This window comes from Alteromonas sp. a30, from assembly GCF_026788005.1.
GTDB lineage: Bacteria > Pseudomonadota > Gammaproteobacteria > Enterobacterales > Alteromonadaceae > Paraneptunicella.
In genome coordinates, this window is sequence record NZ_JABEPE010000008.1 from 18257 (window position 1) to 43380 (window position 25124).

At 42.1% G+C, this 25124-nt stretch carries 17 protein-coding genes; 7 read left to right on the plus strand and 10 right to left on the minus strand.

All coding sequences use genetic code 11. The features are described 5' to 3' along the window. The first annotated feature begins 221 nt into the window (after positions 1–221). Positions 222–833 (plus strand): TetR/AcrR family transcriptional regulator, encoded by a 612-nt coding sequence (locus HJG39_RS09390; protein WP_268408704.1) that lies wholly within the window; start codon positions 222–224, stop codon positions 831–833. Here the strand turns inward: HJG39_RS09390 and HJG39_RS09395 are convergent. Together HJG39_RS09395 and fghA are read right to left on the minus strand one after the other, a co-directional pair. After that, positions 830–1891, minus strand: a complete 1062-nt coding sequence (locus HJG39_RS09395) for a PLP-dependent cysteine synthase family protein (RefSeq protein WP_268408706.1) — start codon at positions 1889–1891, stop codon at positions 830–832. The two genes, HJG39_RS09390 and HJG39_RS09395, sit on opposite strands and share 4 nt — an antisense overlap. A 99-nt stretch (positions 1892–1990) precedes the next feature. Then, a complete protein-coding gene (fghA, locus tag HJG39_RS09400) occupies positions 1991–2842 on the minus strand; it encodes an S-formylglutathione hydrolase (RefSeq protein WP_268408707.1) in 852 nt (283 codons plus the stop codon). Between the two features lie 610 nt (positions 2843–3452). On the opposite strand from fghA, the gene HJG39_RS09405 reads away from it, so the two are divergent. Continuing rightward, positions 3453–4208 (plus strand): helix-turn-helix domain-containing protein, encoded by a 756-nt coding sequence (locus tag HJG39_RS09405; protein WP_268408708.1) that lies wholly within the window; start codon positions 3453–3455, stop codon positions 4206–4208. Positions 4209–4259: 51 nt separating this feature from the next. On the opposite strand, the gene greB is transcribed toward HJG39_RS09405, so the two are convergent. Continuing rightward, entirely contained in the window at positions 4260–4733 is a 474-nt protein-coding gene (gene greB / locus HJG39_RS09410; protein ID WP_268408710.1) for a transcription elongation factor GreB, read from the minus strand. 174 nt (positions 4734–4907) lie between these two features. On the opposite strand from greB, the gene HJG39_RS09415 reads away from it, so the two are divergent. Beyond that, positions 4908–7280 carry a Tex family protein gene (locus tag HJG39_RS09415; RefSeq protein ID WP_268408711.1) on the plus strand — a complete coding sequence of 791 codons (2373 nt, stop codon included), beginning with the start codon at positions 4908–4910 and terminating at the stop codon, positions 7278–7280. Between the two features lie 104 nt (positions 7281–7384). Here HJG39_RS09415 and HJG39_RS09420 read toward each other — a convergent pair whose 3' ends face one another. The 3 genes from HJG39_RS09420 to bioH all read right to left on the minus strand — a co-directional run bounded on the left by HJG39_RS09420 (position 7385) and on the right by bioH (position 9645). Beyond that, positions 7385–8386, minus strand: coding sequence for a putative metalloprotease CJM1_0395 family protein (locus tag HJG39_RS09420; RefSeq protein WP_268408712.1), 1002 nt, complete (start codon positions 8384–8386; stop codon positions 7385–7387). Positions 8387–8418: 32 nt separating this feature from the next. Beyond that, a complete protein-coding gene (locus HJG39_RS09425) occupies positions 8419–8736 on the minus strand; it encodes a hypothetical protein (protein ID WP_268408714.1) in 318 nt (105 codons plus the stop codon). Positions 8737–8853: 117 nt separating this feature from the next. After that, on the minus strand, positions 8854–9645 hold the full coding sequence (bioH, locus tag HJG39_RS09430) for a pimeloyl-ACP methyl ester esterase BioH (RefSeq protein WP_268408715.1): 792 nt from the start codon (positions 9643–9645) through the stop codon (positions 8854–8856). Between the two features lie 54 nt (positions 9646–9699). On the opposite strand from bioH, the gene HJG39_RS09435 reads away from it, so the two are divergent. Then, positions 9700–10434 (plus strand): ComF family protein, encoded by a 735-nt coding sequence (locus HJG39_RS09435; RefSeq protein ID WP_268408717.1) that lies wholly within the window; start codon positions 9700–9702, stop codon positions 10432–10434. On the opposite strand, the gene HJG39_RS09440 is transcribed toward HJG39_RS09435, so the two are convergent. Then, entirely contained in the window at positions 10431–13013 is a 2583-nt protein-coding gene (locus HJG39_RS09440; RefSeq protein WP_268408719.1) for a M14 metallopeptidase family protein, read from the minus strand. The genes HJG39_RS09435 and HJG39_RS09440 overlap by 4 nt on opposite strands. Positions 13014–13172: 159 nt before the next feature. Here HJG39_RS09440 and nfuA point away from each other — a divergent pair, with 159 nt between their 5' ends. Continuing rightward, the gene (gene nfuA / locus HJG39_RS09445; RefSeq protein WP_268408721.1) at positions 13173–13754 is read left to right on the plus strand and encodes a Fe-S biogenesis protein NfuA; all 582 of its coding nucleotides are present in this window, start codon (positions 13173–13175) and stop codon (positions 13752–13754) included. Positions 13755–13783: 29 nt separating this feature from the next. After that, positions 13784–14068, plus strand: coding sequence for a hypothetical protein (locus HJG39_RS09450; RefSeq protein WP_268408723.1), 285 nt, complete (start codon positions 13784–13786; stop codon positions 14066–14068). 2 nt (positions 14069–14070) lie between these two features. On the opposite strand, the gene HJG39_RS09455 is transcribed toward HJG39_RS09450, so the two are convergent. The 3 genes from HJG39_RS09455 to HJG39_RS09465 are packed head-to-tail and all read right to left on the minus strand — an operon-like array spanning position 14071 to position 22503. Next, positions 14071–14817, minus strand: a complete 747-nt coding sequence (locus HJG39_RS09455) for an Hpt domain-containing response regulator (protein WP_268408724.1) — start codon at positions 14815–14817, stop codon at positions 14071–14073. A 55-nt stretch (positions 14818–14872) separates the two neighbouring features. Further along, the gene (locus HJG39_RS09460; RefSeq protein ID WP_268408725.1) at positions 14873–15796 is read right to left on the minus strand and encodes a GGDEF domain-containing response regulator; all 924 of its coding nucleotides are present in this window, start codon (positions 15794–15796) and stop codon (positions 14873–14875) included. 59 nt (positions 15797–15855) lie between these two features. Continuing rightward, positions 15856–22503, minus strand: coding sequence for an ATP-binding hybrid sensor histidine kinase/response regulator (locus tag HJG39_RS09465; protein WP_268408726.1), 6648 nt, complete (start codon positions 22501–22503; stop codon positions 15856–15858). 398 nt (positions 22504–22901) lie between these two features. Between HJG39_RS09465 and HJG39_RS09470 the strand changes: the two genes are divergently transcribed. Then, entirely contained in the window at positions 22902–25124 is a 2223-nt protein-coding gene (locus HJG39_RS09470; RefSeq protein WP_268408727.1) for a TonB-dependent receptor, read from the plus strand.

Below are 25124 nucleotides of genomic sequence, written 5' to 3' on the forward strand. Positions count from 1 at the left end.
TTAATGCGGCCTCTTTAAACACTCACGATACTGACTTTCTACCCCACCGTCTTGCGCCTGCGGCGTCGTCATGTGAAGTTACATTGAATTCTAGAACACTGTGTCGTTATTGGGAGATAAATAAGTAAACGACACAGTGTAGTTTACTTTATGAGTAGTAAATGTAAACCAAGTGGTTTACATTTATATGAGCTAATCATCAATATTCTGGAAGTCAGGTTTTGTCTGAAACAAAGAAAACACGAAGTGAAATAAAACGCGAAGCTATCATTAGTGCTGCCCGCACCGCATTTCAAAACGACGGTGTTCAAAATACAAGCATGGATCGTATTGCCGAAATTGCGCAGGTTTCAAAACGCACTGTGTACAACCACTTTTCAACCAAAGAAACCCTCTTGTTCTATATCATGAAAGAATCGTGGGAAAAGATATTTGTTCAGAGTAGCGCCTATTACAATCCAAATGCGCCCCTCAAAGGCCAACTCATTGCTTTACTCGATGACTTCATTCAACTGGTCAGCAGCGAAAATCATATTAATTTATCGCGAGCGGTTTTTAGCTACTTTGTTTATCACACTGAAGATTTCAAAAAAGAAGTCGACAAATTTTACGATAGGAAAACCAACTTACATCACTGCTTAAGCGCCGCAGTGCAAGATGGCCGACTAATCGATCTAGATATAGATAAAGGAATCGACCAGCTTTGCAACCTCATCAAAGGTGCCTGTTTCTGGCCACAATTAATGGGAATCGAACCCATTTTCACCGAGGCACAAAAAACCCAACTTGCAGAAGACGCCGTTGATATGTTTTTAAGTCGCTATGAAGCCTAATCACTAAATTGGTTTAAAAAGGCATCATATTCACAGATGTTTAGCCCCTGCTGTTCTACCCATTCATCATTGTAATAGGTGTTTAAATAACGCTCTCCACTGTCGCAAATGAGTGTTACAACACTGCCTTGCTCACCGTTTTCTTGCATAGACTGAATCAAGGTAAGCGCCGCAAAAACATTCGTACCCGTTGAGCCCCCATATTTGCGCCCAAGCACTTTTTCCAACCACCGAATCGTCGCAATAGAAGCACTATCTGATACTTTCAGCATGGTATCGATTACGCTCGGCAAGAAAGAAGGCTCGACTCTTGGTCGACCGATACCCTCGATTCGAGAACCTTTATCACATGTGATTGAATTATCGCCCGTTTGAAAATAGTCATAAAAAACGGAGTTCTCAGGATCTGCCACAGCCAATTCTGTTAAAAGATGATAATCAGGATGCAAACGGATATAACGTCCAATGGTTGCTGAGGTGCCACCAGTTCCCGGGCTCATCACAACCCAACGAGGAATTGGGAAGCGTTCTTTTTGCATTTGCTGGAAAATGCTTTCTGCAATATTGTTATTACCTCGCCAATCAGTCGCCCTTTCTGCGAACGTAAACTGATCCATATAATGACCACTCAAATCTTTTGCCAATTGACGTGCTTTCGAATAAATGTCCGTTGGACAGACTTGGAAACATTCGCCGTTATAAAACTCAATTTGTCGAATTTTCTCTTTGACTAAATTTTGCGGCACAACGGCAATAAAACGTAAGCCCAATAGGCGCGCAAAATATGCCTCTGATATTGCAGTGCTCCCAGAGGAAGACTCAATGATTGGCGTATCTGGCCCAATATGGCCATTACACAAACCATATAAAAACAATGAACGCGCCAGTCGATGCTTCAAGCTACCTGTTGGATGCGTAGATTCATCTTTCAGATAAAGATCACACCCCTTCAATGCCGATAAATCGAGTTTAATAAGATGAGTATCTGAGGAGCGATTATAGTCGGCATTAATTTTGTTGATCGCTTCTGCGACCCATTGCTTTCGAGTTTGGACCATTGGTAAACATCTTCAATGTATAAACGAGAGGAAAATGCATAGTATCGTCAAAACTAAATTTAATCGACGTTACCTCTAGCTTATAATTAAAAGTTCTAATTAAGCCAGTTCCATATACTTAGCGTGAAATCGCAAATGTTCTTCTATAAACGAGGCAATAAAGTAATAACTGTGATCGTAGCCTGCCTGTAAACGAATCTGCATCGGATAATTAACTTGCTCAACCATCTTCTTTAGAGTGTCCGTCGAAAGCTGTTCCTCTAAAAAGTTATCCGCTTCACCTTGATCAACTAACGCTGGCACGGGTTCATTTTGGAACGTTTTGAGTAATAAACAGGTATCATATTGCGCCCATGATGATTCATCTTCGCCTAAATACTGGCTAAACGCTTTTTTGCCCCAAGGAACTTGGGTTGGATTGGCAATCGGTGCAAATGCACTTACTGAGCAATATTCACCTGCATTTTTTAACGCAATTGTAAGTGCTCCATGCCCCCCCATTGAGTGGCCACTTATAGACTTTATACGATTAACAGGGAAATGTTGCTCAATCACTTTCGGTAATTCTGACACAACAAAATCATACATATGATAATACGTGCTCCACGGAGCCTGTGTCGCGTTTACATAAAACCCAGCCCCTAAACCCAAGTCATAAGCCCCCTGCGGATCATCAGGCACAGCACCGCCTCGAGGACTAGTATCAGGGGTAACAATTGCCATTCCTAGTTCTGCGGCAACTCGCATAGCCCCGGCTTTTTGCATAAAGTTTTCATCCGTACAGGTTAATCCCGACAGCCAATATAAAACTGGAACCGGTGTTGAGCTGGACGCATTAGGAGGCAGATAAATAGCAAACCGAGTTTCACTGTTTAGCACTTCCGAGGCATAGCTAAATTGCTGGTGCAAACCACCAAACGCTTTACTTTCACTGGTTTTAGTTAAATTCATATCGTCTTTTTACATCCCATATTTTAATAATTAATGTAATTTACCCTATTACGGAACATATCAAACCGGAAACAATACCGCTTCATTGCATTTTTTTACGATAACAAGCTCATTTGTTCATTAAGATAAGGAGAAAAGCAAAGCAAGAGGGAGCCGATATCACGGTTATTTTAATTATTGTGGAAAAATTTAAATTTTAATTAATCCAAATGTCACATTTTTACCGTATAAACGTGCGCGTAATTTTTTTATTTTCGAAAGTGGTCGGACCAATAAAATGAAATATACCATGAGTATATTTTAAACCTATGGCAAACGCTAAGCTTCGAGTTTTAACCCATTCTTAACCTTAAATACGACTAAAGTTTTATGTCAACTTTCTGACTAAATGTTAGCTAACTCATTACATTTTATAAGACTTTTTAATTAGCATAGATAACAAAAATAAAAATGATCAATACTTTCATGATCATAGAAATTTTTTATACATTGATATTGACCAGAGTCAATAAAGGGTGTAAAAATTTATCTCGTGGGAAATATTATTCACACGGATTTGAGATTGGTGACTATCTATCCTTGTATCAAATTTGTAATTTAAGGAATGGTTATGTTGAAAAGTATTGCGAGTGACTTTGAAGAATGTTTGAACGGAAATTTTGTTTTATTGGGGCGTTCTTCACCATCGGGAGGCTCACATATATCGCTCGGTGACATTGATTCATTGATAGATATTGTTAGCCGACTAGAGAGTTTGACACACATCACTCAATTAACCCCAGTTTTAAATGAGTTAAAAGACTTATTGTCACTTCATAGCGTCGTTTGCGGTGCATTTTGTGAAGAATCTAACGTAAATATTATATTAGGAAGCCAATCTGAATCTGATATACACAATCAAACAGAGCAATTTCCTTCGGATAACAACTTTATTCCAGTGACAACAAATTCCAGAGTTAAAGCCGAACGCTATTTCAAAGTGCAAGAAGAAGGCTTCTACTTTTACGTTTATCTCACACTGAATGAATATTTCGATCAACGCAAAGAGCAGATTCTAAATAGAAGCTTACCCGCCTTATTTAAAGGCTTTAATCGCCTAAATAAGCTACGGACAAAATTTGAAAAATTCGGCTTAACCGAACGAGAACAAGAGGTAGCCAATTGGATTATTGAGGGCAAAGATAATTGGTCAATTAGTAAAATACTCAATATTTCGGAGAGAACCGTCAAATTTCATAATTCTAATATCTTTAAGAAATTAGACGTCGGTTCAAAGGCCGAGATCATTTGTATGCACTATCAAATTATCTCCAATATTTATAAAGAGGAGAACCTCGAATATAGCAACAAAATCGTGTCTTGTTAGTCCCCCAAATAGCAAACTATCACCCAGCGATGACCCCCTCATCTTTGGGTATTAGCTATATCGAATATCACAAATCATGAAGTATCTCTCGCCTGAAGGGGTGATCACCTTGACCTCATCGTCAACGGCTTTACCTAACAAGCTGCGAGCCATGGGCGAGTCGATACTTAACTTATTTTCGCGGATATTGAATTCATCAGGCCCAACTAATCGGTAGGTGATGATATTTCCATCATCATCTTCTAAATCCACCCAGGCGCCAAAAAAGACTTTCCCTGCTTGTTGCGGTGAAGGATAAACCACACTGAGCAACTCTAAGCGTTTGGTTAAAAATCGGACTCGTCTATCTATCTCTCTGAGGCGCTTTTTTCCGTATATGTATTCCGCATTTTCTGAGCGATCACCAAGCGCAGCGGCATCGGACACCGCTTGGGTGACACGAGGCCGCTCTTCTTTCCACAAGTAGCGAAGTTCTCGCTCTAATGCGTCGTAACCTTCTCGAGTTATATAGTTGGATTTCTTCATCGTAAAAATAAATTATAATCTAGGGGTTTGATATGGCTTGATCACCCATATTTACTATTACACCTATTATTCTCATATGACGTTGGTTTTCCAACGGCAGTTAACTAAGCTCGGTTATGGCATTTTCACCGATAATCAGGCTTGAAACAGAACAGATTGTGCTGGAAGCATTGCATGTCCGAACATATATTGTCAGAAAACACTGTTGCTCACTTCATTGCAGCAGAAATTAATGTAAAACCTTCACAAATTGAAGCAGCAATTCAATTATTAGACGAAGGTTCCACCGTCCCCTTTATTGCACGTTATCGTAAAGAAGCCACTCAAGGCTTAGACGATGGGCAGTTAAGAACGCTCGATACTCGCCTTACGTACCTTCGAGAATTATTGGAACGAAAAACAACGGTATTAAAGTCCATTGAAGATCAAGGCAAGTTAACGCCTGAGCTCAAAGCTAAGATCGAAAAAATTGAAAATAAAACCGAGCTTGAAGAAGTTTACCTGCCATTTAAACCTAAACGAAGAACCAAAGGTGAAATTGCGAAAGAAGCGGGACTCGAACCGCTTGCACTTAACTTATGGCAGCACCCTGAAACCGACCCGGAACAGGCAGCGCTAAACTATATCAATGCAGAAAAAGGCATTGCTGATAGTAAAGCGGCACTAGATGGCGCGAAGTACATTTTGATGGAAAAGTTCGCAGAAGATGCAGATTTATTGCAAAAGGTACGAAGCTATCTGCAAAAAAACGCGCATATTAAAGCGACTCTCGTAGCTGGGAAGGAAAATGAGGGGGCAAAATATAAAGACTATTTCGCACACTCAGAACTATTAAGCTCTGCACCTTCTCACCGAGCTCTAGCCATGTTTAGAGGAAGAAACGAAGGTATTTTGCAAGTTAATCTGGATGCTGATCCCGAAAAAGAGGAAGGTGATCGCCACTCTTACTGCGAGACCATTATTGCGGATCACGTTGGTTTATCAGCGAATAAACTCGCTGGTAAAGCAGGAGAAAAGTTTTTGTCCTCAGTTGTTCAGTGGACATGGCGCATTAAGATCATGATGTACATGGAAACTGAATTGTTTAATCAGTTGCGAGAACGTTCAGATGCCGCCGCAATTAAAGTCTTCGCAGATAACCTCAAAGATCTACTCATGGCTGCACCTGCGGGCGCTAAATGCACAATGGGACTCGATCCCGGCCTGCGAACTGGTGTTAAAGTCGCCATTGTTGATGCCACTGGAAAACTCGTTGCCACCAGCACCATTTTCCCTCATGTACCGCAAAATCAGTGGGATAAGTCGCTTCGTACTCTAGGTAATTTGTGCAAACAACATAAAGTAAAACTGATCAGTATTGGTAACGGCACCGGCTCTCGTGAAACAGACAAACTTGTTGCTGAACTGATTAAAGACAACGCCGAACTAGGCATCCATAAAGTGATGGTGAGCGAGGCTGGCGCTTCTGTTTATTCGGCTTCCGAGCTTGCGGCCAGTGAATTCCCGGATTTGGATGTCTCTTTAAGAGGCGCTGTTTCTATTGCTAGACGTTTACAAGATCCGCTCGCGGAACTGGTTAAAATTGAGCCTAAAGCCATTGGTGTGGGTCAATATCAACATGATGTAAGCCAAAGTCAGTTAAGCAAATCACTTGATGCTGTTGTAGAAGACTGTGTAAACGGCGTGGGGGTTGACTTAAATATGGCTTCTCCTGCTTTACTTAGCCATGTTTCTGGTTTAAACAAAACCCTCGCACAAAACATCGTTAAATACCGCGACGAGAACGGCGCATTTAAGAACCGTCGACAATTATTGGAAGTGAGCCGACTTGGCAATAAAGCGTTTGAGCAATCCGCTGGATTCTTACGTATTAACGCAAGTCAGGGCGACAACCCATTAGATAGCTCTGCGGTTCACCCCGAAACCTATCCGCTTGTTAAAAAGATGATTGCGAAACTTACAACAAATGTTGAATCGTTAATTGGTAATGAAGACGCTATCAATCAATTAGAGCCTCAAGAATTTGTTGACGAACAATTTGGTTTACCTACCGTACGCGACATTATTGATGAATTGAAAAAACCGGGACGCGACCCTCGACCAGAGTTTAAGACCGCTCAATTCAAAGAGGGTATTGAAGAAATCAAAGATCTCAAGCCCGGCATGATCCTCGAAGGCGTAGTCAGCAACGTGGCTAACTTTGGAGCCTTTGTCGATGTTGGTGTTCATCAAGATGGACTTGTGCATATCTCTAGCATGACTAATAAATTTATCTCTGACCCGAGGGAAATTGTAAAAGCTGGAGACATTGTGAAAGTGAAAGTCATGGAAGTAGATATTGAAAGAAAACGAATTTCATTCACGATGCGCCTTGATGATAAACCTACAGCGAAATCAAATGGACAAGGTGATAAGAAACCTGATGCTCGCAAGGGCAAACCGCAAAGTCGTAGTAAACCTCAAGGAAATCGGCAAGCATCTTTCGGCGGCAACGCTGCTATGGGTAACGCTTTTGCAGAAGCCTTTGCTAAAGCTAAGAAGGATTAGCAAGTTTAGATACAAAAAAGCCATCTGAACAATCAGATGGCTTTCTTAATCCTTAGTAACCCGATTCACCAACATTTAGTCATTCATCCAAGGATGAAATGACCTTAAGCAGACTGTTGGACCCCAAACTGACGCGGTTCTGAGACTTGTTGATAGAAGCCTGCAATACGCTCAGCCCGTTGGTTAATTTGTTGATCACGATTAGCAAGCTGTTGCCTAAAGGCGTCAGCCTCTGACGCTAAACCCGCAGCCTCAGCAACCGGATCGGCTTCTTGCAACGAACGGCGAGGACCACTTACATCGCCTCTTGAAACGATGTCGTCTAAATCCGGTGCCCCACCAATTGTATTTCGCTCATTGCTTTCGTTTTCACCCTGAACACTATCGGGGAAACCATTAGCAACAGCTTCTTGCGCCGTTACTGAACTTTCTCTAGCAAGCTCAGCTCTTGCTTCTGCTGCCTTTTGAGTTGCTTCACTCGCAACTCTGAAATCTTGTGGTGACGGTTCATTCGGTGCTAATGCAGCAGCGCGAACCTGCTCCATTTTTCTAACTGTATCTTCGGGAGAGTTTTCTTCGGAAATATCAATAGAAACTTCACCACCAACCGCATAACGCCTGCCATCTGGACCCGTTTCAAATTCGTAAGACGGGGAGCCAGCATACTGACCACCCACTGCCGCATGAGCTTGTTCATGAGTACGAACTTCTCTGTCACGATCTTTTAGTTCCTGAACTTCCTGCTTTTCGACCGCTTCTTGTTGTGCCTGTTGACGATCATCCGCCGATTCTCTTCCTGCACTTGGATCTTCCGCGTTATCTTGATCTTGCGGATTGCCCTGATTCTGGACCCCTTCTTGTTGGGCATCAGATTGGGCTTGTTGAGTTTGTGGCTGTGGACGTTCGTAAGTGACTGGTGGAGGAGCTTGTCCCGGTGTTCTGACGCGATCTGACTCTGACCCTAAGCCAGAATCAGAAGCCGAATTTTCTGAAGCACCTGTTTGTGGAATCGTTTCTCGCTGAGCATTATCACGGCGCGCAGATTCCGTATTCACGTTACTTGTCGTGAATGGAATCGTTGTTGGCAATGGCGTAACAATGTTCATTTTAACGTTTCGTTCTGTCTCAAAAATTCAAATTAAGCTAATTCATCGATCAACCGACCAACTGTTTCGTTAGCCACGTCTAACACTTTAGTTGATGCTTGTGCGTTTGTTAAATTCACTGACAACGACACAATGTCTGAAGTTATCGAATCACCTCGACTTGGTAACAACTGTGACGTTAGTCCTAATTGCGTTGTCGCTGCATCTGCTAATACTTCTTGAGGATCACGAAGCTGTGCTGCCTTTTGGGCAATCCCAATAGACGCTTGAGTAATGCCATCCGATGCACGCTGGAATCCCAACAAACCAGAAACGACTGCTGAATTCACATCATTATTGACGATAGACATATAGAATTTCCCCTCATACCTAGTGATCAATTATTAATCAACTCAAGAGAGATTAAAAGCTAATGTTTAGTCGATCTTCTACTTAATTAATTATTTGATATACGACCAAGTTATTAACTACGCCAACAAGTGCGTTCGAACGGCCTCTAGAAATTCATCTTGATGAGAAATAAAGGGCGCATGAGAAGCCTTTCGAATAATCAAGGAGCGAGACTCAGGATGATGCGACTCGATATGTGGCACGGCTTTTTCAGGAACAATGCTATCAAGTCGCCCATAGATACGAAGAGTAGGAATAGCAAGCTGCATTAGTTCATGCCTTAAGTCGGTAGATTTTAAAATACTCAACCCAGCTTCTAAAGCAGAAGTGTGAGGCTCGGGATAAGCTGACACCGACTCTTTGATGATAACAATATCGGATTTTGCCGATTCACTTCCTAACGCCTGCATCGCCATGAACCGGTCCAACGTTTTACTGTATGTCCCTTGCAGTTGTGTTTTAAATAAATCTAACACCTCTGGCAGCATACCGTGCCATTCTTCTTCCTTTTCTGCTGCAAACTTGGGTGTTGTTGCAACCAAAATCAATTTATTGACTTGATCCGGTAAATCTAGTGCCAGTCTTTGCGCTACTAAACCGCCAAATGACCACCCCAAAATAGCACAACGTTCAGGTATCACCTGAGCCACCATATTCGCTATGGAGGGCAAATCGTAATGCTCCGGCAAAACATGGTTATTCACACCATAACCGGGTAAATCAATCAAGGTCACGCGAAAATGCGCGCTAAGATCATGCAGCATTTTATCGTAAACACCGCTGTTAAGCCCCCATCCATGCAGTAATACCAAATCGGGACCATCACCCACGACTCGACACTCAAGCGTTTGTTGTTTCGTTTGCGTCATTTTTGAATTACCTTTGCTAATGAACTACCACACGGAAGCGGAGTTAAAATATCAATGGAGTCTATCATTTCCCTTAAGTGGGCTCATATTCAAAACTGTTATTTATGTAAACAAGTTAGCGATAATTTGATTTGTGAGACGTGCGAAAATGCACTGCCTTTTCTTAAGACTACCCTTGAAGAAACCGTGCCATCTTCTTTGGTGAGATCAGCTAGTGCGGAAAACCTATTGACACTCCCCAACGTGTCAAAAGCCCTCGGAAACATCACATTTAATCGGCTTATTTGCCCAATGCTGTATCGTTGGCCTATTGATTTTATGATCAAACAGTTTAAATTTTCACGCTCTGATTATCTAACTCAAAGCCTATGTAAATACTTACTTCATGATTTAGAATTGCAGTTAAACGACACCACAAGACCCGACATCATTATTCCTGTACCAATACACATTAAACGCTATGGGACCCGGCGTTTTAATCAAGCAACATTGATAGCTGAGCACCTATCGCATGGATTGGCTATTCCGTTGAATACGCACTTTTGCAAACGTCAACAGTTTGCTTTCGCCCAAAGCCAATTAGGGGGAGATAAAAGAAGAAAGAACTTAAAAAGAGCATTTAGTGCGGAACCGATGCTCGGGATAAAACGAGTTGCCATTGTCGATGATGTGATTACAACAGGTGCAACGGTTGAAGCACTATCACGGGCAATAAAGCACAGGAATCCACACATCAACATTGATGTGTGGACACTTGCAATCAGCGATAAAAACCTTGGGTTAGATTAATCTGCCTTACCATTGATGTACTCGCTCAAGTACAAGGCGTTACTTAAAATACGGTTCGTACCTTGCCAATATCCTCTGAAATTGGTGCGATCTAAGATGGCGATTACCTTACCTTTGCCTTTTCGATGCGCCACAATCGCAGCGCTGTTTGCAAATTGATTTTGCATTTCATCGGCGCTGTAACCCGCAAGCAAAGGACTATTGCTGTAACTTCCCACGGTAATAAAAGGCCCCGCCGGCTTACGCATCACTAAGTTGGTGGTTTTAAACATGGCAATTTTATCCTTTGTAAAACCAAACATAAGAGGGTGCGTTAAGTCCACCTCAGCCAAGTAGGCCGCACCCGCTACAAGTTTCTTGGCTGCTAATTTGTCTCGATCGCCATAATTTAAGGTGCTCGTATCGAAAACTTTATCGATTTCATCGTTGCCCATTAGGTTCGTTGCTAATAAATCCTTTTCAGACAACCACTGATTAGCACGTTGCTGGCCAATTAAGACCCCACCATCTTTCAACCATTGAGCTAAAGCTTGTACAGCAGAGTCACTCACATTGGAATAGTTACCACTAACAAGAATAATGTGGGTGTAATCAGATAAATCTACGCGATTTAGATTACCCCATTCAACGATGCTGGGAGCAAGGGCAAGTTGTTGATCCAAATAGTGCCACACTTCCCCAGCTTCATATGGAGACACTCCCTTACCACCCACAATCATGACCTTGGGGGGCGTAATTGGCCAAACATTACGGCTACCAAGGTCAGGCCCTTGTGTTGTTAAGCCAGAAACTAAAGATCTCACACGAATGTTGTTTTCGTTCGCAAGCGCAGATAACGTGGAACGGTAGTTTTCAGGCTGTTTATCCCCTGCAAGGATAATCACCGCTCCCGGCATAAAACTCGCCTCACCCGCACTGGTGTTCGCGGTAAAGCTAATAGAAGCATTCCGAACTTTTAAGCCTTTATTAAGTAAAGCCTGAAGCAGTGTCGGCGCTTGAGAATCTTGCCAGCTAAATGCATACGCGACGGCATTCTCACTCAGGTTATTCGTAACACTTGGTAAATGCTGAGGCTTAGAATCTATAAAGGAGACTTTACGCCAGCGACTCCGCTCCACAGGGCGATAGTCGATATTGTAAGCGAGCGCGATGTTCCAATTTGATACATCATAAAATGTGTTGTTATTAAAACGCTTTCGCTCCGAAAAAAGAGATTTGATCAATCGATACTGTATTTGATCCAAAGGCACAAAATAGCTGTGTTCGGGAATGAATTTCACGCCATCCACTTCAACAGGCTTATCAATACGATAATAGGTAATTTGATGATCCTCTAGCTTCCCTAACATCTTATGTAAGCGAGATTTATCAAACTTTTCACTAATCAAATATCCAGCTACCTCATCGCTTTTTGCAAGCGCCGCAGTTTCTTTTTTAAAGGTTTGCTGCAAGTTGAGTAGCTGGTCTTTTAGGGCAACGGCTCCACGCAAAGTCGATAACGACATTAAAAACTGATTTTCAATAGTGCGTGGGAAAGTTAATAAACCGTTTACTGTATCTTGTTGATGTCCACGGCTACTGGCCTGTTCAAATAAAATACCGATGCTGCCATGTGCATCTGGGTAGCTAGAGCCTTTACCGTAATAAAAATCATCAAAGGCTTCTTCTGAGAAATAACTACGTTTTACTTTATCGAAATCATGAGCGAAGAACTTAGCGAACTCACCCGTTAGTCGTACATTATCTACAGGCGTCCACGGGTTAGTTCTGGATGGAACGCCGGGCTGGAAGAAGTAAGTTGAATTGCTTCCCATTTCATGAAAATCTGTTAATACATGTGGACGCCACTGGTGATACTGCTCAATTCTGGCTTTTGATTCCGGGTGAGTAAGTAATAACCAATCTCGGTTTAAATCAAACCAGTAATGATTGGTTCGGCCATTAGGCCACCCTTCAATATGCTCTCGATGATTGCTATCCGATGATAGATTCTTACCTCTGTGCATATTGGCCCATTGCGCAAAACGAGCAAGGCCATCAGGATTGAGAGAAGGGTCTAAAATAATCACTGTATTTTTCAGTAGATTATCGATCTTTTCCCCTTGTGCTGCCGCCAAATAGTACGCCAACAACATTGAAGAATTCGCGCCAGATGGTTCATTACCGTGAATACTAAACCCCATGTTAACGATAACGGGTTGATTTAGGTCCACTTCTTCTTTCGGCTCAAACCAGTTATTCATGTGTTGAGTTCGAATGCTTTCTAAGCGAGCTAGGTTCTCCGGCGAGGATACGTAAATATGTAGTAATGGACGATTCTCATGAGTGCGACCAATTTCCTTCAATTGCATGCGCGGAGACTGTTGCGCCACAGTTCTCATATAATTCACAAGCTGGTCATGTCGAACATGCCATTCACCCACTGAAGCCCCTAACACACTGTTTGGTAGCGATATGTCAGGGTTGTAAGTGACATCTTTTGGAAGATAGTCGGTATCTTCAATTGCTACTGCCAAGCTAGAAAAATTCAATATGATCAGGGAACACAATAATCGCGTGGTTGTCTTAAGCCAGTTCATTTCGTTTGCCGTTTCCTATTTTACTTTGGAGATTTTTACGCTTTCGCATTCAGAATTGCGATTTAATTATAAGAAGTTGCAAAAGAGTTACTTACTTGAGTGTTTCACTCAAGTATTTTTTGCTATCATCTCGACCATCTTTAAACACGAGGTGATATTATGATCTCTATATCGGATGCTGCTCAAGCACATTTCAGGAAGTTGCTTGAAAATCAAGTTGAACACACAAATATCCGAGTGTTTGTTGTGAATCCGGGCTCCCCTAATGCGGAGTGTGGTGTATCCTATTGCCCACCCGATGCAGTTGAACAGTCAGATATTATTTTACCCTTCAGCGGTTTTGATGCAGTTGTCGATACAGAAAGCGCCCCTTTCCTTGAAGAAGCCGAAATTGATTTCGTCACTGACCAAATGGGCTCTCAACTGACTCTGAAAGCACCAAACGCAAAAGCACGTAAAGTGGATTCAGACGCCCCTTTGTATGATCGCGTCCAATATGTCATTCAATCCGAGGTTAATCCACAACTTGCCAACCACGGCGGTCACGTTAACTTGATTGAATTGACGAATGAAGGTATTGCGGTTGTTCAATTTGGTGGGGGCTGTAATGGCTGCTCAATGGTAGATGTCACACTAAAAGATGGTATTGAAGCTCAGTTGTTAAAGCAATTTGAAGGTGAGTTAAAAGGCGTTCGAGATATTACAGAGCACCAAGCTGGCGAACATTCTTACTATTCTTAAATTAGATCAACCCAGCATCGTCGTTTTCGATGCTTTTGACTACTGTCACAATAATGATGCGCGAGCAACTACAAAAACTAGCCACTACCCCTGAAAAAAGCTGGAAACGCTTCAAACTAGGAGTTGTTCTGTTCGCTTTTTCAGTTGGGCTAATTATTGCTGGCGCACAGCTCAATCACTTACTGCAAATTCCCGGCCTACTTATGCTAGGCGCAGCGCTTTTGTTTTCTGGCTGGGGATATCTTGGCATACTAAGTAGCCGATTACTTGATCTGCAAAATAACTGGTTAAAACACACGAAAAAGAAGCCTTAGTGTCACTCAAATACTTCACTCGTCGAATGAAACGTTAGAACTTGCTGAATGTGGCAGCTAAAAGCATTGGCTTTTTCGATTTGCTCAGAACAGTCTCCCTCATAACTTGGATGCTGCACTCGCATTAAAGACAGTTCCAACATTTGGGCGGCTTTACCTAATTCAGTTAATCCGAATGTCGATGCAGAACCCGCAATTGCATGCGCTAAACCGGCTAATTCTCGCCATTGTTTTTGTGCCAAATATTGCACTGCCTTAACATGTTGTTGGGGAAGTGTCGAGATAAATCCACGGGACAAAGCATCCACTTCGCTTGCAATATCTTTTTCGATATTTTCACGCTCATCATGTGCCGCCATCAAATGTGCTGAAAGCGTTTCGAGGAAGCTTTTACGCGTAAATGGCTTGCCGATAAAACCGGTAAATCCAACATCTTCGTACTGCCCACTGCAAGTCTGAACTGCATTGCCAGTCAGCGCAATAATAGGTTGATTTACGTATTGAGAGCGCAGCTTTTTCGTGGCTTCTATACCATCCATTCTAGGCATTTGGATATCCGTCAGAATAATATCCCAAGAAGATGTTGTGCCCAAACGTACTAAATCTTCGCCATTGTCGACGGCAACCACATTCATACCCGCGGTTTCTAAAAGAATAACAAGTAGTTGCCGCACTTCGGGTTGATCTTCCGCTACAAGGACTTTGCCCGAAAGTAACGGCTCATTTTTCTCATATTTGCTTTTATTCACTACCGTATTCCACATTTTGAATAAGCGAGACCATACGGTAAGCGAACTTGATGAGCTAGTTAGGCAGCTCGTCCCACAAAACTTGATTGCGCCCTGTGTTTTTAGCTTCGTATAACATATTGTCTGCGCGGTTAAGGATGTCATCCTTGTCACTTAAAGAAGATGGCTTACAAGTTATTCCACCAGAACTTATCGTGACCACTTGATAAGGTGTAGCTGTTGGGTGAGGAATTTTCAAGGAGGCGACGGCACTTCGACACTGGTTTAGTAACATATCTGCGGAAACGCTGTCTGTATTTGGTAACACAACCACAAATTCTTCTCCGCCAATTCGTGCCACAAAATCTCGAGGACGCTTCAACTGCGACTGGATGCCGTTAGCCACTTCCGCGAGTGCCATATCTCCAGCCGAATGACCAGCAGTATCATTGAATTGTTTAAAGAAATCGATGTCGATGACCGCAATGGAGAGTGGCTCGCCTGTCCTCATTGCACTACGCAACTCGATATCAATAACTTGCTCAAACTTACGTCGGTTGGCAATTGTGGTGAGGGGGTCTATTAACGCCAGCTCTTCCAGCATACGGCGTTGTCTAAGTAATTGCAGATGAAGCTGAACACGCGCTCGGACAATTGCTGCATGGAAAGGCTTCTGAATATAATCGCATGCGCCAAGCTCTAACCCTTTTTCCTCAAAATTCACATCCGTTAAGCCCGTAATAAAAATAACCGGGATAGACTGGGTACTCGGATCACTTTTGAGTTTTTTTATAACCTCGAATCCATCCATGTCAGGCATAACGACATCAAGCAAAATAATATCTGGGAATAAATCTTTTGCTTTTTGTAATGCCTGCGCACCACTTTTGGCAACCAAGGTTTTTGCATTCGGCTTAAGCAAATCCGTTAAAATTTTTAAGTTTGCTTTTTCATCATCGACCAACAAAATTGTTGGTTTATCTGCCAATTCTTGCAACATAATCCTTCTTCTTTCTTACTTTGCGCAGGTTAAATTAATACTCGCAAAATAGTGACATATTATTCCTTATTGGTCAGCTTTTTTATCCAATTTTGCACAAATGTAGTTGCTTGCTCAAACTCCATTTCATCGACCATCTCTGCAACTTGTTCAGTATTTTCCTGCATTTCGACAGAAAGTTGCATATTTTGCAGCGCCAATATCAATTTTTCAGCATCAAAATCTGATGAACGCAATAATGGCAGCAGGCGCTCAAGAATAGATAACAACACATGCTCACTAATTTGAGATACTGGCTTATCTATTTTAACCTGCTCGAAAACCTTCGCTAAGGCATCGGTCAATAGGGTGATTTGTGAACAAAAAGCATTGATACCCGGAGCGTAATCATTCTGCGACTTCATTGCCGCTTCCATTTGTCCGGCAACATCACTCAACGATAACGCCCCAATATAAGCAAGATTAGATTTCAATGAGTGTACAATTCGGAATAACTCGTCTTCCTCATGATTTTTAAGGCATTGATTCATTTTTTCAGCAACATCATGATTCGAGCGATAAAAATCTTCAACCAGCTCCATATACAATGACTTTCGCCCTTGGAAGCGCGAAACCGCACTGTGTACATCAAGCATATTCGAGGAAACAAGACGCTCAAATCGCTCGTTTGAGTCATTGAGCGATGCTTTAGTTTTAGGTGGAATCACCTCAGTTTCAATCGCTTTTATTTCGCCATTACCTTCTGGACACCAATGCTTAAGCACACCATACAATTCATCAAGAACAATGGGTTTGGTTATATGATCATTCATGCCAGCTTCAAGGCTCTTATCTTTATCCCCCTCCATCGCATGAGCGGTCATCGCAATAACAGGCGTTTCTTGATTAAAGTCTCGGATACGTTTTGTAGCGGTCAGGCCATCCATAACAGGCATTTGAATATCCATCAAAACAATATCAAACTGCGTATTACGCATTATTTCCACAGCTTCTTGACCATTTTGGACCACGGTAATATTGACGCGAGTGTCGGATAAAAACTCAATTGCCACCTGTCGATTTATTGCATTGTCTTCCACAAGTAAAAGATTAATGTGATGCAAGTCGGGAGCTTCTAAAGCAACGTTAAAGCGGTTTTCCGGTAATAACTGGTGCCCCATGACGGTATATAAAGAGTCCATGAGTGTAGAGCGGCTCACGGGTTTTTCTAAGAAGTCACTAATATTCACAGCGTTCGCAGCATCAATAGCATCTTCTCTATCGTACGCTGATACCATCAAAATATGTGGTAATCGGCCTTTCGAACCCGACATGATTTGTTTTGCGGCTTGGATACCATCAAGTTCAGGCATTCGCCAGTCCATCAAAATCACATCGAAGGGCGTGTTATTGGCATCTGCATTTAGCGCCATTTCAATCGCTTCGATGCCATTACAAGCAGTATTTGCACTAACACCAAGCCCAAGTAAGCAATCACACATTACACGTCTGGAGATGGCAATATCATCCACCACCAGCACTTTTAAGTTAGAAATAACCTGTTTTTGTTCAACACGACTCTCTGTTGGTTTTTCATCTGTAATGCCAAGCTGTACCGTAAAGGTAAACTTGGAGCCAACACCAACTTGGCTGGAAACAGAAATATCTCCGCCCATTAGCTCACATAATTGCTTGCTAATCGCCAAGCCGAGTCCTGTGCCTCCGTATTTTCGTGTGACCGATTCATCTGCCTGACTAAATGAGCTAAAGAGTTTGTCCACTTGATCTTTCGACATTCCGATGCCGCTATCTTCAACAGAAAACTCCAAGATAACCTTGTCTTCGTGACGCCCAACTAAGTTAGCGTTGAGCTGAATCACACCTTGTTCGGTAAACTTCACAGCATTGCTGACTAAGTTCGTAATGATTTGCTCAATGCGTAAAGGATCGCCAATGTAAAAATGTGGTAATTTCGGGTCAATGGAGAGCACAAACTCCAAGCCTTTTTCATGAATTCTCAACGCACATAAATTAGTCACGCGGCGAATCGACGCTTCTAAATCAAAACGTGTATCCTCCAAAACCAACTTGTTAGCTTCGATTTTTGAGAAATCCAGAATATCGTTAATTAACGCTAGCAATGACTCCGAAGAATTAAGAATTTTGTTGAGATAATCTCGCTGTTTACGATCCTCAGCTTTACGCAAAGCCAGTTGAGACAAACCGATAACCGCGTTCATCGGCGTTCTTATTTCATGACTCATATTGGCAAGGAAATTAGATTTAGCTGTCGTTGCTTCTTCCGCCTTAATTTTGGCTTGTGCTAACTCTTTGGTTCTATCTGAGACCTTACGCTCCAAATCACGGCTGTAATCAAGGCTTTCTTGATACAAATTGGCGTTTTCGAACAAAATAGCGGTTTGATTTCCCAGCATTTGCAAAACATAACCGCCTTCAGGCTTAAATAAGTGGCTCAACTCCAAATGCTCAAGATACAACATGCCTTTCAAGCTGCCACCAATCCAAATTGGAATCGCCATAATCGACTTAGGAGCCGACTTTTTAAAGCATGGCTCATCACTGGTTAAGCTATGCTCAGGGACATCATCAATGATCAGTTTTTCTTTAATTCGACTCACGTAATTAATTAACGATTTAGGCAACATGTCTTCAGTGAACGTGTTGGGATAACTCGCTCGTAGCACCATCGGCTCTTGCTTATTAGACAGTAAAATACACCCTCGTTGCGCACCGGCATTTTCAACAATAATAGCCATCATTCGCTTAAGATACGCTTCTAAATCGATGGCCCCACTCAGCATTTCCGAGGCTTTTAATACCGAGGATAAATCCAGTAAGTTACCTAAATCTTGATTATTACTTTGCCCCCGACTTTCTTCCTCAAATACACGCGCTAACTCCGGTGAGTGTGCGACCAACTGCTCTGCTTTATTAAACGCACGCCACTGGTGATAGAATTGATTAGCTTGCTTCAAACAGATGATGGCGAACTCTCTTTTGCCTTGCTCCACCCAATAGTCATAAGTTCTTTCACAAATAATGGCCGCATGATTGATATAGCCACTTTCCTGAGCCTGTTTCAACGCTAAGTCATACAACTCCCACGCCTGCGGATTACGCTCTAAAAAGGCAATTTCGGCACGTAAGAGCTGTAGTTTATGAAGATGATTTTCAGAGGCGGTTTCACACCACTTATCAAACATCGCCTCCAGCTCTTTGGCTTTTTTCAAATGATAATCTTCTTCTTCCAACGATTTAGCGAAGTGGCTACACCTTGCATGCGTTAACGCCGCATAGAAATAATATTCGGTTACATGATACAAGCCAGGCGCAACGGCTACTAAGGCTTCTCCCGCTTCCATATGCTTTTTTGCTAATTCAAAATCGTTGAAAATATACGCTAGTTCCATTTTTGCAATGTGGAAACAAAATTGAATAGTGATGTCACCGCGTTGCTCCAAATCTTCCAAATCGCGAGTTTCATCAAACCACTCGCCTTGCAATATCAATGGGTCACGCATCGGTGAGTGCAAATTGAGGAGCATCTCATACCAAACTGCACCAAACACTTCATGGTAATGCTGATTTTTACCGTTGAAGATAGACAAAGAAAAATCAAACTTATTCTTCACTTCATCTAACGGCTGACCAACAAAAACCCGATAAAAGCATTGGAAAAGCAGTGAATGGAAGGCGTACTCAACATTGCCCTTTTCCAAACCCAGATAGTAATTCTTTTCTAATTCATCTAGTGAATTGGCCAAATGGGCAGTCCAATGAGCAACAGTAGAGTGCTTGGAAAAGCGAATTTCTGTCTCGAAATTTTTAACGCCTTTGTAAACGCTATTCAGTTTCTCAGACACATTTACAAAATCTAACGCTTCTTTATATTTTCCATAAGCACCACAAATTAGCAGAGCATGACTCACAAAAATCTTGCTGGAAAAAGCTGAATTACCGCTACGTAAGCACCATTCCATAGTGGCATACGTTAACCCCATAAAGTATTGCGGCCCCATTAAATAACAAGGCGTTTGCATCACATTGGCAATATCTAACGCAAGTAACGAGGTTTGATTTTCTAAGACGGGTAATTTGATCAGCGCTTCGATGTTGTTTACATCGTAGAGATTTTCTAAATTTAGGTAAGTTTCAGCGATGGTATCAAGCTCGGGTAATTCAACCCCAACCTCGCGCATTGCTTCCATTCCTAAATTGATAGCGGATTGAGTTTCGTTTCGAGCAATCAAGACTAACAAATGCAAGCGCTGAACCAGTTTCAAATCGCGCTGAGATTTTGCTTGTTCTGTCAGCAAAAAGAGATAGTGGTCTATGTCAGAAAATTGCTGCGTTAAATACATACATTGAGCGAGACCAAAATTTGCTTCGAAGATAAGCTCATATTGTTGTCCCAAATCTGCGGCTTCGAGCAACTCAAGAGCCAAGTTGAAGTAATTAATTGCTAACTCATAAACCTTTGAGTTAAGCGCCCTTTGGGCAGCCCATAAGTTAAGTTTAGCCAAGTAATATTGACGTCCAGAATCAATAAAAAATGAACGACTAACATTTAAGTGATCGATGAATTCAAGAATATGCTGTTGCTGCAATGACTCGGAATATCGATTTAAATACCACTGTGCAATGTTGTAATGAATTTCCGTTGTACTTGCTGTGCCCGGCATTTCATAAGCCGCTTGACGGATCCGGTCATGAGTAAACACCAGTTTAGTCACTCCGTGAGAACCAAGGTGAGCCGTCATAAGGCCATCTTCAACCCAAATAGCGATGAGTTGCTCTAAAGCCTCTGCGTTATCTTTAATTAAACTAGATAACAAGCTAACAGCAACTTCATCACCAATACAGGCTGCCGTTTTTAATGCATGTTGGTTTTCTGGGCTAAAGCGTTGGATGCGTTGCGAAACCAAATCGACAACATTATCGGTGATTTGTTGCTGCTGAATTTTATCGATAGACCAATTCCATGGCTTATTATACTTCTTATACAACAGCTTTTGGTCAACGAGGGCCTTAATAAATTCTTTTAGAAAGAAGGGGTTTCCTGCTGTTTTTTGCACAAGCAATTGTGCCAAAGGTTTACATGGCTGCTCATCCATTCTCAGTAAATCAGACAACATCAAAGCAACGGCTAACTCATCTAACGGTGCCAGCGCCATGACATTTACGTTCACGCCTTGTTCTTCCACACTTGTGAGGGTAGCAGTAAGAGGATGATGTTCATCCACTTCGTTATCGCGATAAGACAAAATAAACATCAAATTATTGATGTCTTCACTTAGCATGATGTCTTCAAGTACCTTGATGGTTGCAATGTCGGCCCACTGCAAATCATCCAAAAACATGACAACGGTTCTATCTTGGCTACACAAAGTTTGGATCAAGCGCAGCAATAAGCTGTTGAACTGCTCTCCATACTCCAAAGAACGAGTGGGGGTTTCCGTTCCTTGCCCTAGCACTAAACCCAATTTAGGCAATAAACGCGTCATTAACTCTGCATCAAGACCAAGCGCTTCGCGTAACTTACCTTCCCATTGCCATAACTTGGCTTCATCCAACGCCAACATTTGATCAATGAGCGCTTCTATCGCATCCAGTAAACCGGAATAAGCCTGATCAATTTTAAATTGATCGAACTTACCTGATATGAAAATGGCTTTGTGCTGGGAAACAGTTGGAATAAGTTCCCTTATTACACTGGACTTACCAATACCCGAAGCACCATGAACCACCTGTACTTGCTTATTACCTTCCATCGCCCGATAAAAGGTGGTTTGCAGCCACTCTATCTCTGTACTTCTTCCGTATAAGTGATGGCTAAACAGGAGTTGATCACTTTGATCTGCCGTTCCTAGTTCAAAATCGGGGATAACCTGTTGTTCGTTCCACGTGTTTAAACACGTCAATAAATCCTGTTTCAGCCCTGCAATAGTGCGATAACGTTTTTCTGGATTCTTTTGCAGCAGAACCTGAATAATTTTAAATAAAATTGAGGGAACTTGCGTGTTCTCAGGAACGGGAGGTTCACTGGCTATATGGGCATAAATAAGCTCCATGGGCACATCTGACTCAAACGGGAAAACGTTATAAAACAAGCGATACAAGATAATACCCAGAGAATACAAGTCTGCTCTTTGTTCAATAACTCGATTAACCCTCCCCGTTGCTTCTGGAGCGATGGTTTTCAGGCTAAGTAAATTAACTTCGTTTTGCGAAATGGGCGCACTAACGCTGTTTGTTCGTTTCAGATAGGAGAGGTCAATTAAAAAGGGTAATGCTTCATCCGGCACAACATAAATATTTTGAGGGGCAATCTCCCCAATGATGACGTTTTCTTTATGAAAGTCCTCAACAATGGAAGCAAGAGAAACAGCGAGTGCTAACTTATGGTGAAGTTCTAGCGCTGAGTCATTCAAATAAGAAATGAAATCCTTTACATCTGCTGACACCGGCATAACAGCATGACAAGACTGCTGCGACTCAGCTAATTCAGTAATACTCGCAAGCGAATAAAAAGAAAATTGCTGCTGGACTTGGTTATCATCCAAGAATTTTTTTAGCTTATCAGGATCACTACTGATTAATTGTTTAACAAAATAAGCACTACCTTCCTCATCTTGAGCTTTAAATAGGCGTATTTCTGGAGTGACCGAGGCAAGTTCTTCTGTTAATTCGTAATCGAGTATACTCACAATAATAATCTTGATGTTTGTAAATAATCACTTAAGACACAAGCCTTTACGCTTGATGTCCTCTCATTTCATCATTTGGAATTATTAGCTCCTCACTAACATAGGTAAGAATTTAACTTTACCAAGCGGTTATATTTTTTGAGGAGTAAATAGTGCCTTTTTTCGAGCAATAGTTTACCTTGTCTCGCCCTGACTCGCACGATGTTATCCCAAAAGCATGGTTATAAAACAACTTAAAAAATTTTCCATTTAGATCCCGCAGACAACTGCAAAGCCAAAGATTTTCATGCATAATAGCCGCGCCCGCAGGGTGCCTATAACTTAATCCGTTTTGGCATTACTTTTTACGGGCGTTGCCAACAGTATGATCCAGAGAGAAAAACTAACAAGGAATTACGATGTTATCGCAAAGATGTATATACACAGGACTTATCCTAAGTACCGCATTTTTTGGTCAGGCTAATGCACAGGACGCTGCTAGCTCAGACGAAAGTGTAGAGAAGATTGTTGTTTATGCACAAAAACGTGCACAAGACATTGCCGATATTGCCATTCCCGTTACTGTGGTTTCTGGCGATGATATTCAAGAGTTACAGCTTAAAGATACAACGCAAATCTCCTCTCTTGTGCCTAATTTTAAGATCACAACAAACGCCGGCGAAGGCACACCTCCTTCATTTAATATTCGCGGCATCGGCATGATCGATTACAACACATCCTCCATTTCCCCGATTTCGATTTATTCAGATGGTGTCGTTGGTGGCAGTGCAAATAACTTATCAGTTAACTTATTCGACATTCAGCACCTTGAAGTTCTGCGTGGTCCACAGGGCACATTGTTCGGTAGAAATACAACCGGGGGCGCGGTACTTATTCATTCAACGATGCCGGGCGACGAGTTTGGTGGTTATTTGAACGCTGGCGTTGCACAGCAAGACCACACTTCCGCTGAAGGTGCGGTTAACTTACCTTCAAATTCCCGAGTTAAAAGCCGTTTAGCATTTAACTACGACAATTACGATTATTCCACGAACAACCTTTTCCCGGGCGCGCCAGATGGCGGCTTGAAACAGTTAAATTTCCGCTGGATCACTACTGCCGATTTTGACGACGTTCGTTTAACAACTAAGTTCCAACACGATGATTGGTCAGGTTCAACAAAACCCATTCATAGTTTGGGGATTGATCATGCTACAGAAGGCCGTCAATGTACGCCGGAAGAATTAGGTTCACCGGCTTGTGTTAACGTTTATGGTCATAGTATTGATAGCGACAATTATTGGGACGCATCAGCCGATACTGCTGACAGAATTCATGACTCTGAATCTTGGGCGGCCAGTGTAAAGGTTGAGTGGGACATTACCGACGACATCATGTTCACCTCAATTAGCGGCTACCGAGATTTAGACCGTTTCCATGCATTCGATTCAGACGGCCCGGGTGAATTTACCGAAGGAACAATGGGCACAGACAACAGCTTGGTTAGCCAAGAATTCACGGTCTCTTATGAAAATGACGACATGTACTGGATCACCGGCCTCTATTATCTAAATGAGGATATTCAGCAGGAAAACAGTATTGATGTTGCTCGCTCACTTCGTGAAGCTCCGCCAGAAGTCGCCGCAAATGCAATCCAAGTGTTTTACCACAATGATTTAGAAAATGAATCCGTTGCACTTTTCAGCCAAGTGGATTACCAACTTTCTAGCACTTACACATTAACTGCCGGATTACGCTACACAGATGAAAGCACTGAATGGTCATCACTTGCAGATTTCGACGTTGTTGGCGCTTTCATTCCCGGAGCTTGGGATTTAAATGGCGAGGTTGAAGATGACGAATTATCTGGCAAGTTATCGTTAATCCAGAAAATAAATACCGACCTCAGTGTTTACTACAGCTATGCTCGTGGATATAAGAGCGGCGGTTATAATGGTGCTTACTCATTAACACCTAACGTTGCAGCAAATTCTGAATACCGTCCTGAAAAATTGGATGCTTATGAAATCGGCAGCCGCTGGTCATTCTTAGATAAGAAAGCACGCTTAAATGCTTCCGCTTTCTACTACGACTATAAAGACCAACAAATCTTCGTATTACTTAACGATGGATCACCTTTTGGTGTACTGCGTAACGCTGGTGATTCTACCATTTATGGTTTAGAAACCGAGTTTAGTTACTCGCCAACACAAGCATGGCAGCTAGATTTAAACCTTGGTTATATTCCAGAAGCAGAGATCGGCGAATTCCGTTTCGGTGAAGTCGTGATTGAAGAAACTCGCTTGCCGTTTACTTCTAAGTGGAACATTGGTGGTCGCGCCCAATGGGAATCAGAAATCGGTAACGGTATGCTGAAGGCTGAATTGGGATTTGACTACCAATCAGAATTCTATTTCGATCAAAACGAAAATCCATATACGCGTCAAGGTGGCTTCGCCCTTTGGAATGGTCGCGTAAGTTATGAACTTAGTTCTGGACTAAGCTTCGGTATCTGGGGCAAGAACTTATTTGATAAAGAATATGCAGAATTAAGATTTGACTCTATTGCCGGTTTACGAGCTATCACTGAGCTGAAAGGTGAGAAACGTCAAATTGGTGTCGACGTAACTTATAAGTTCTAG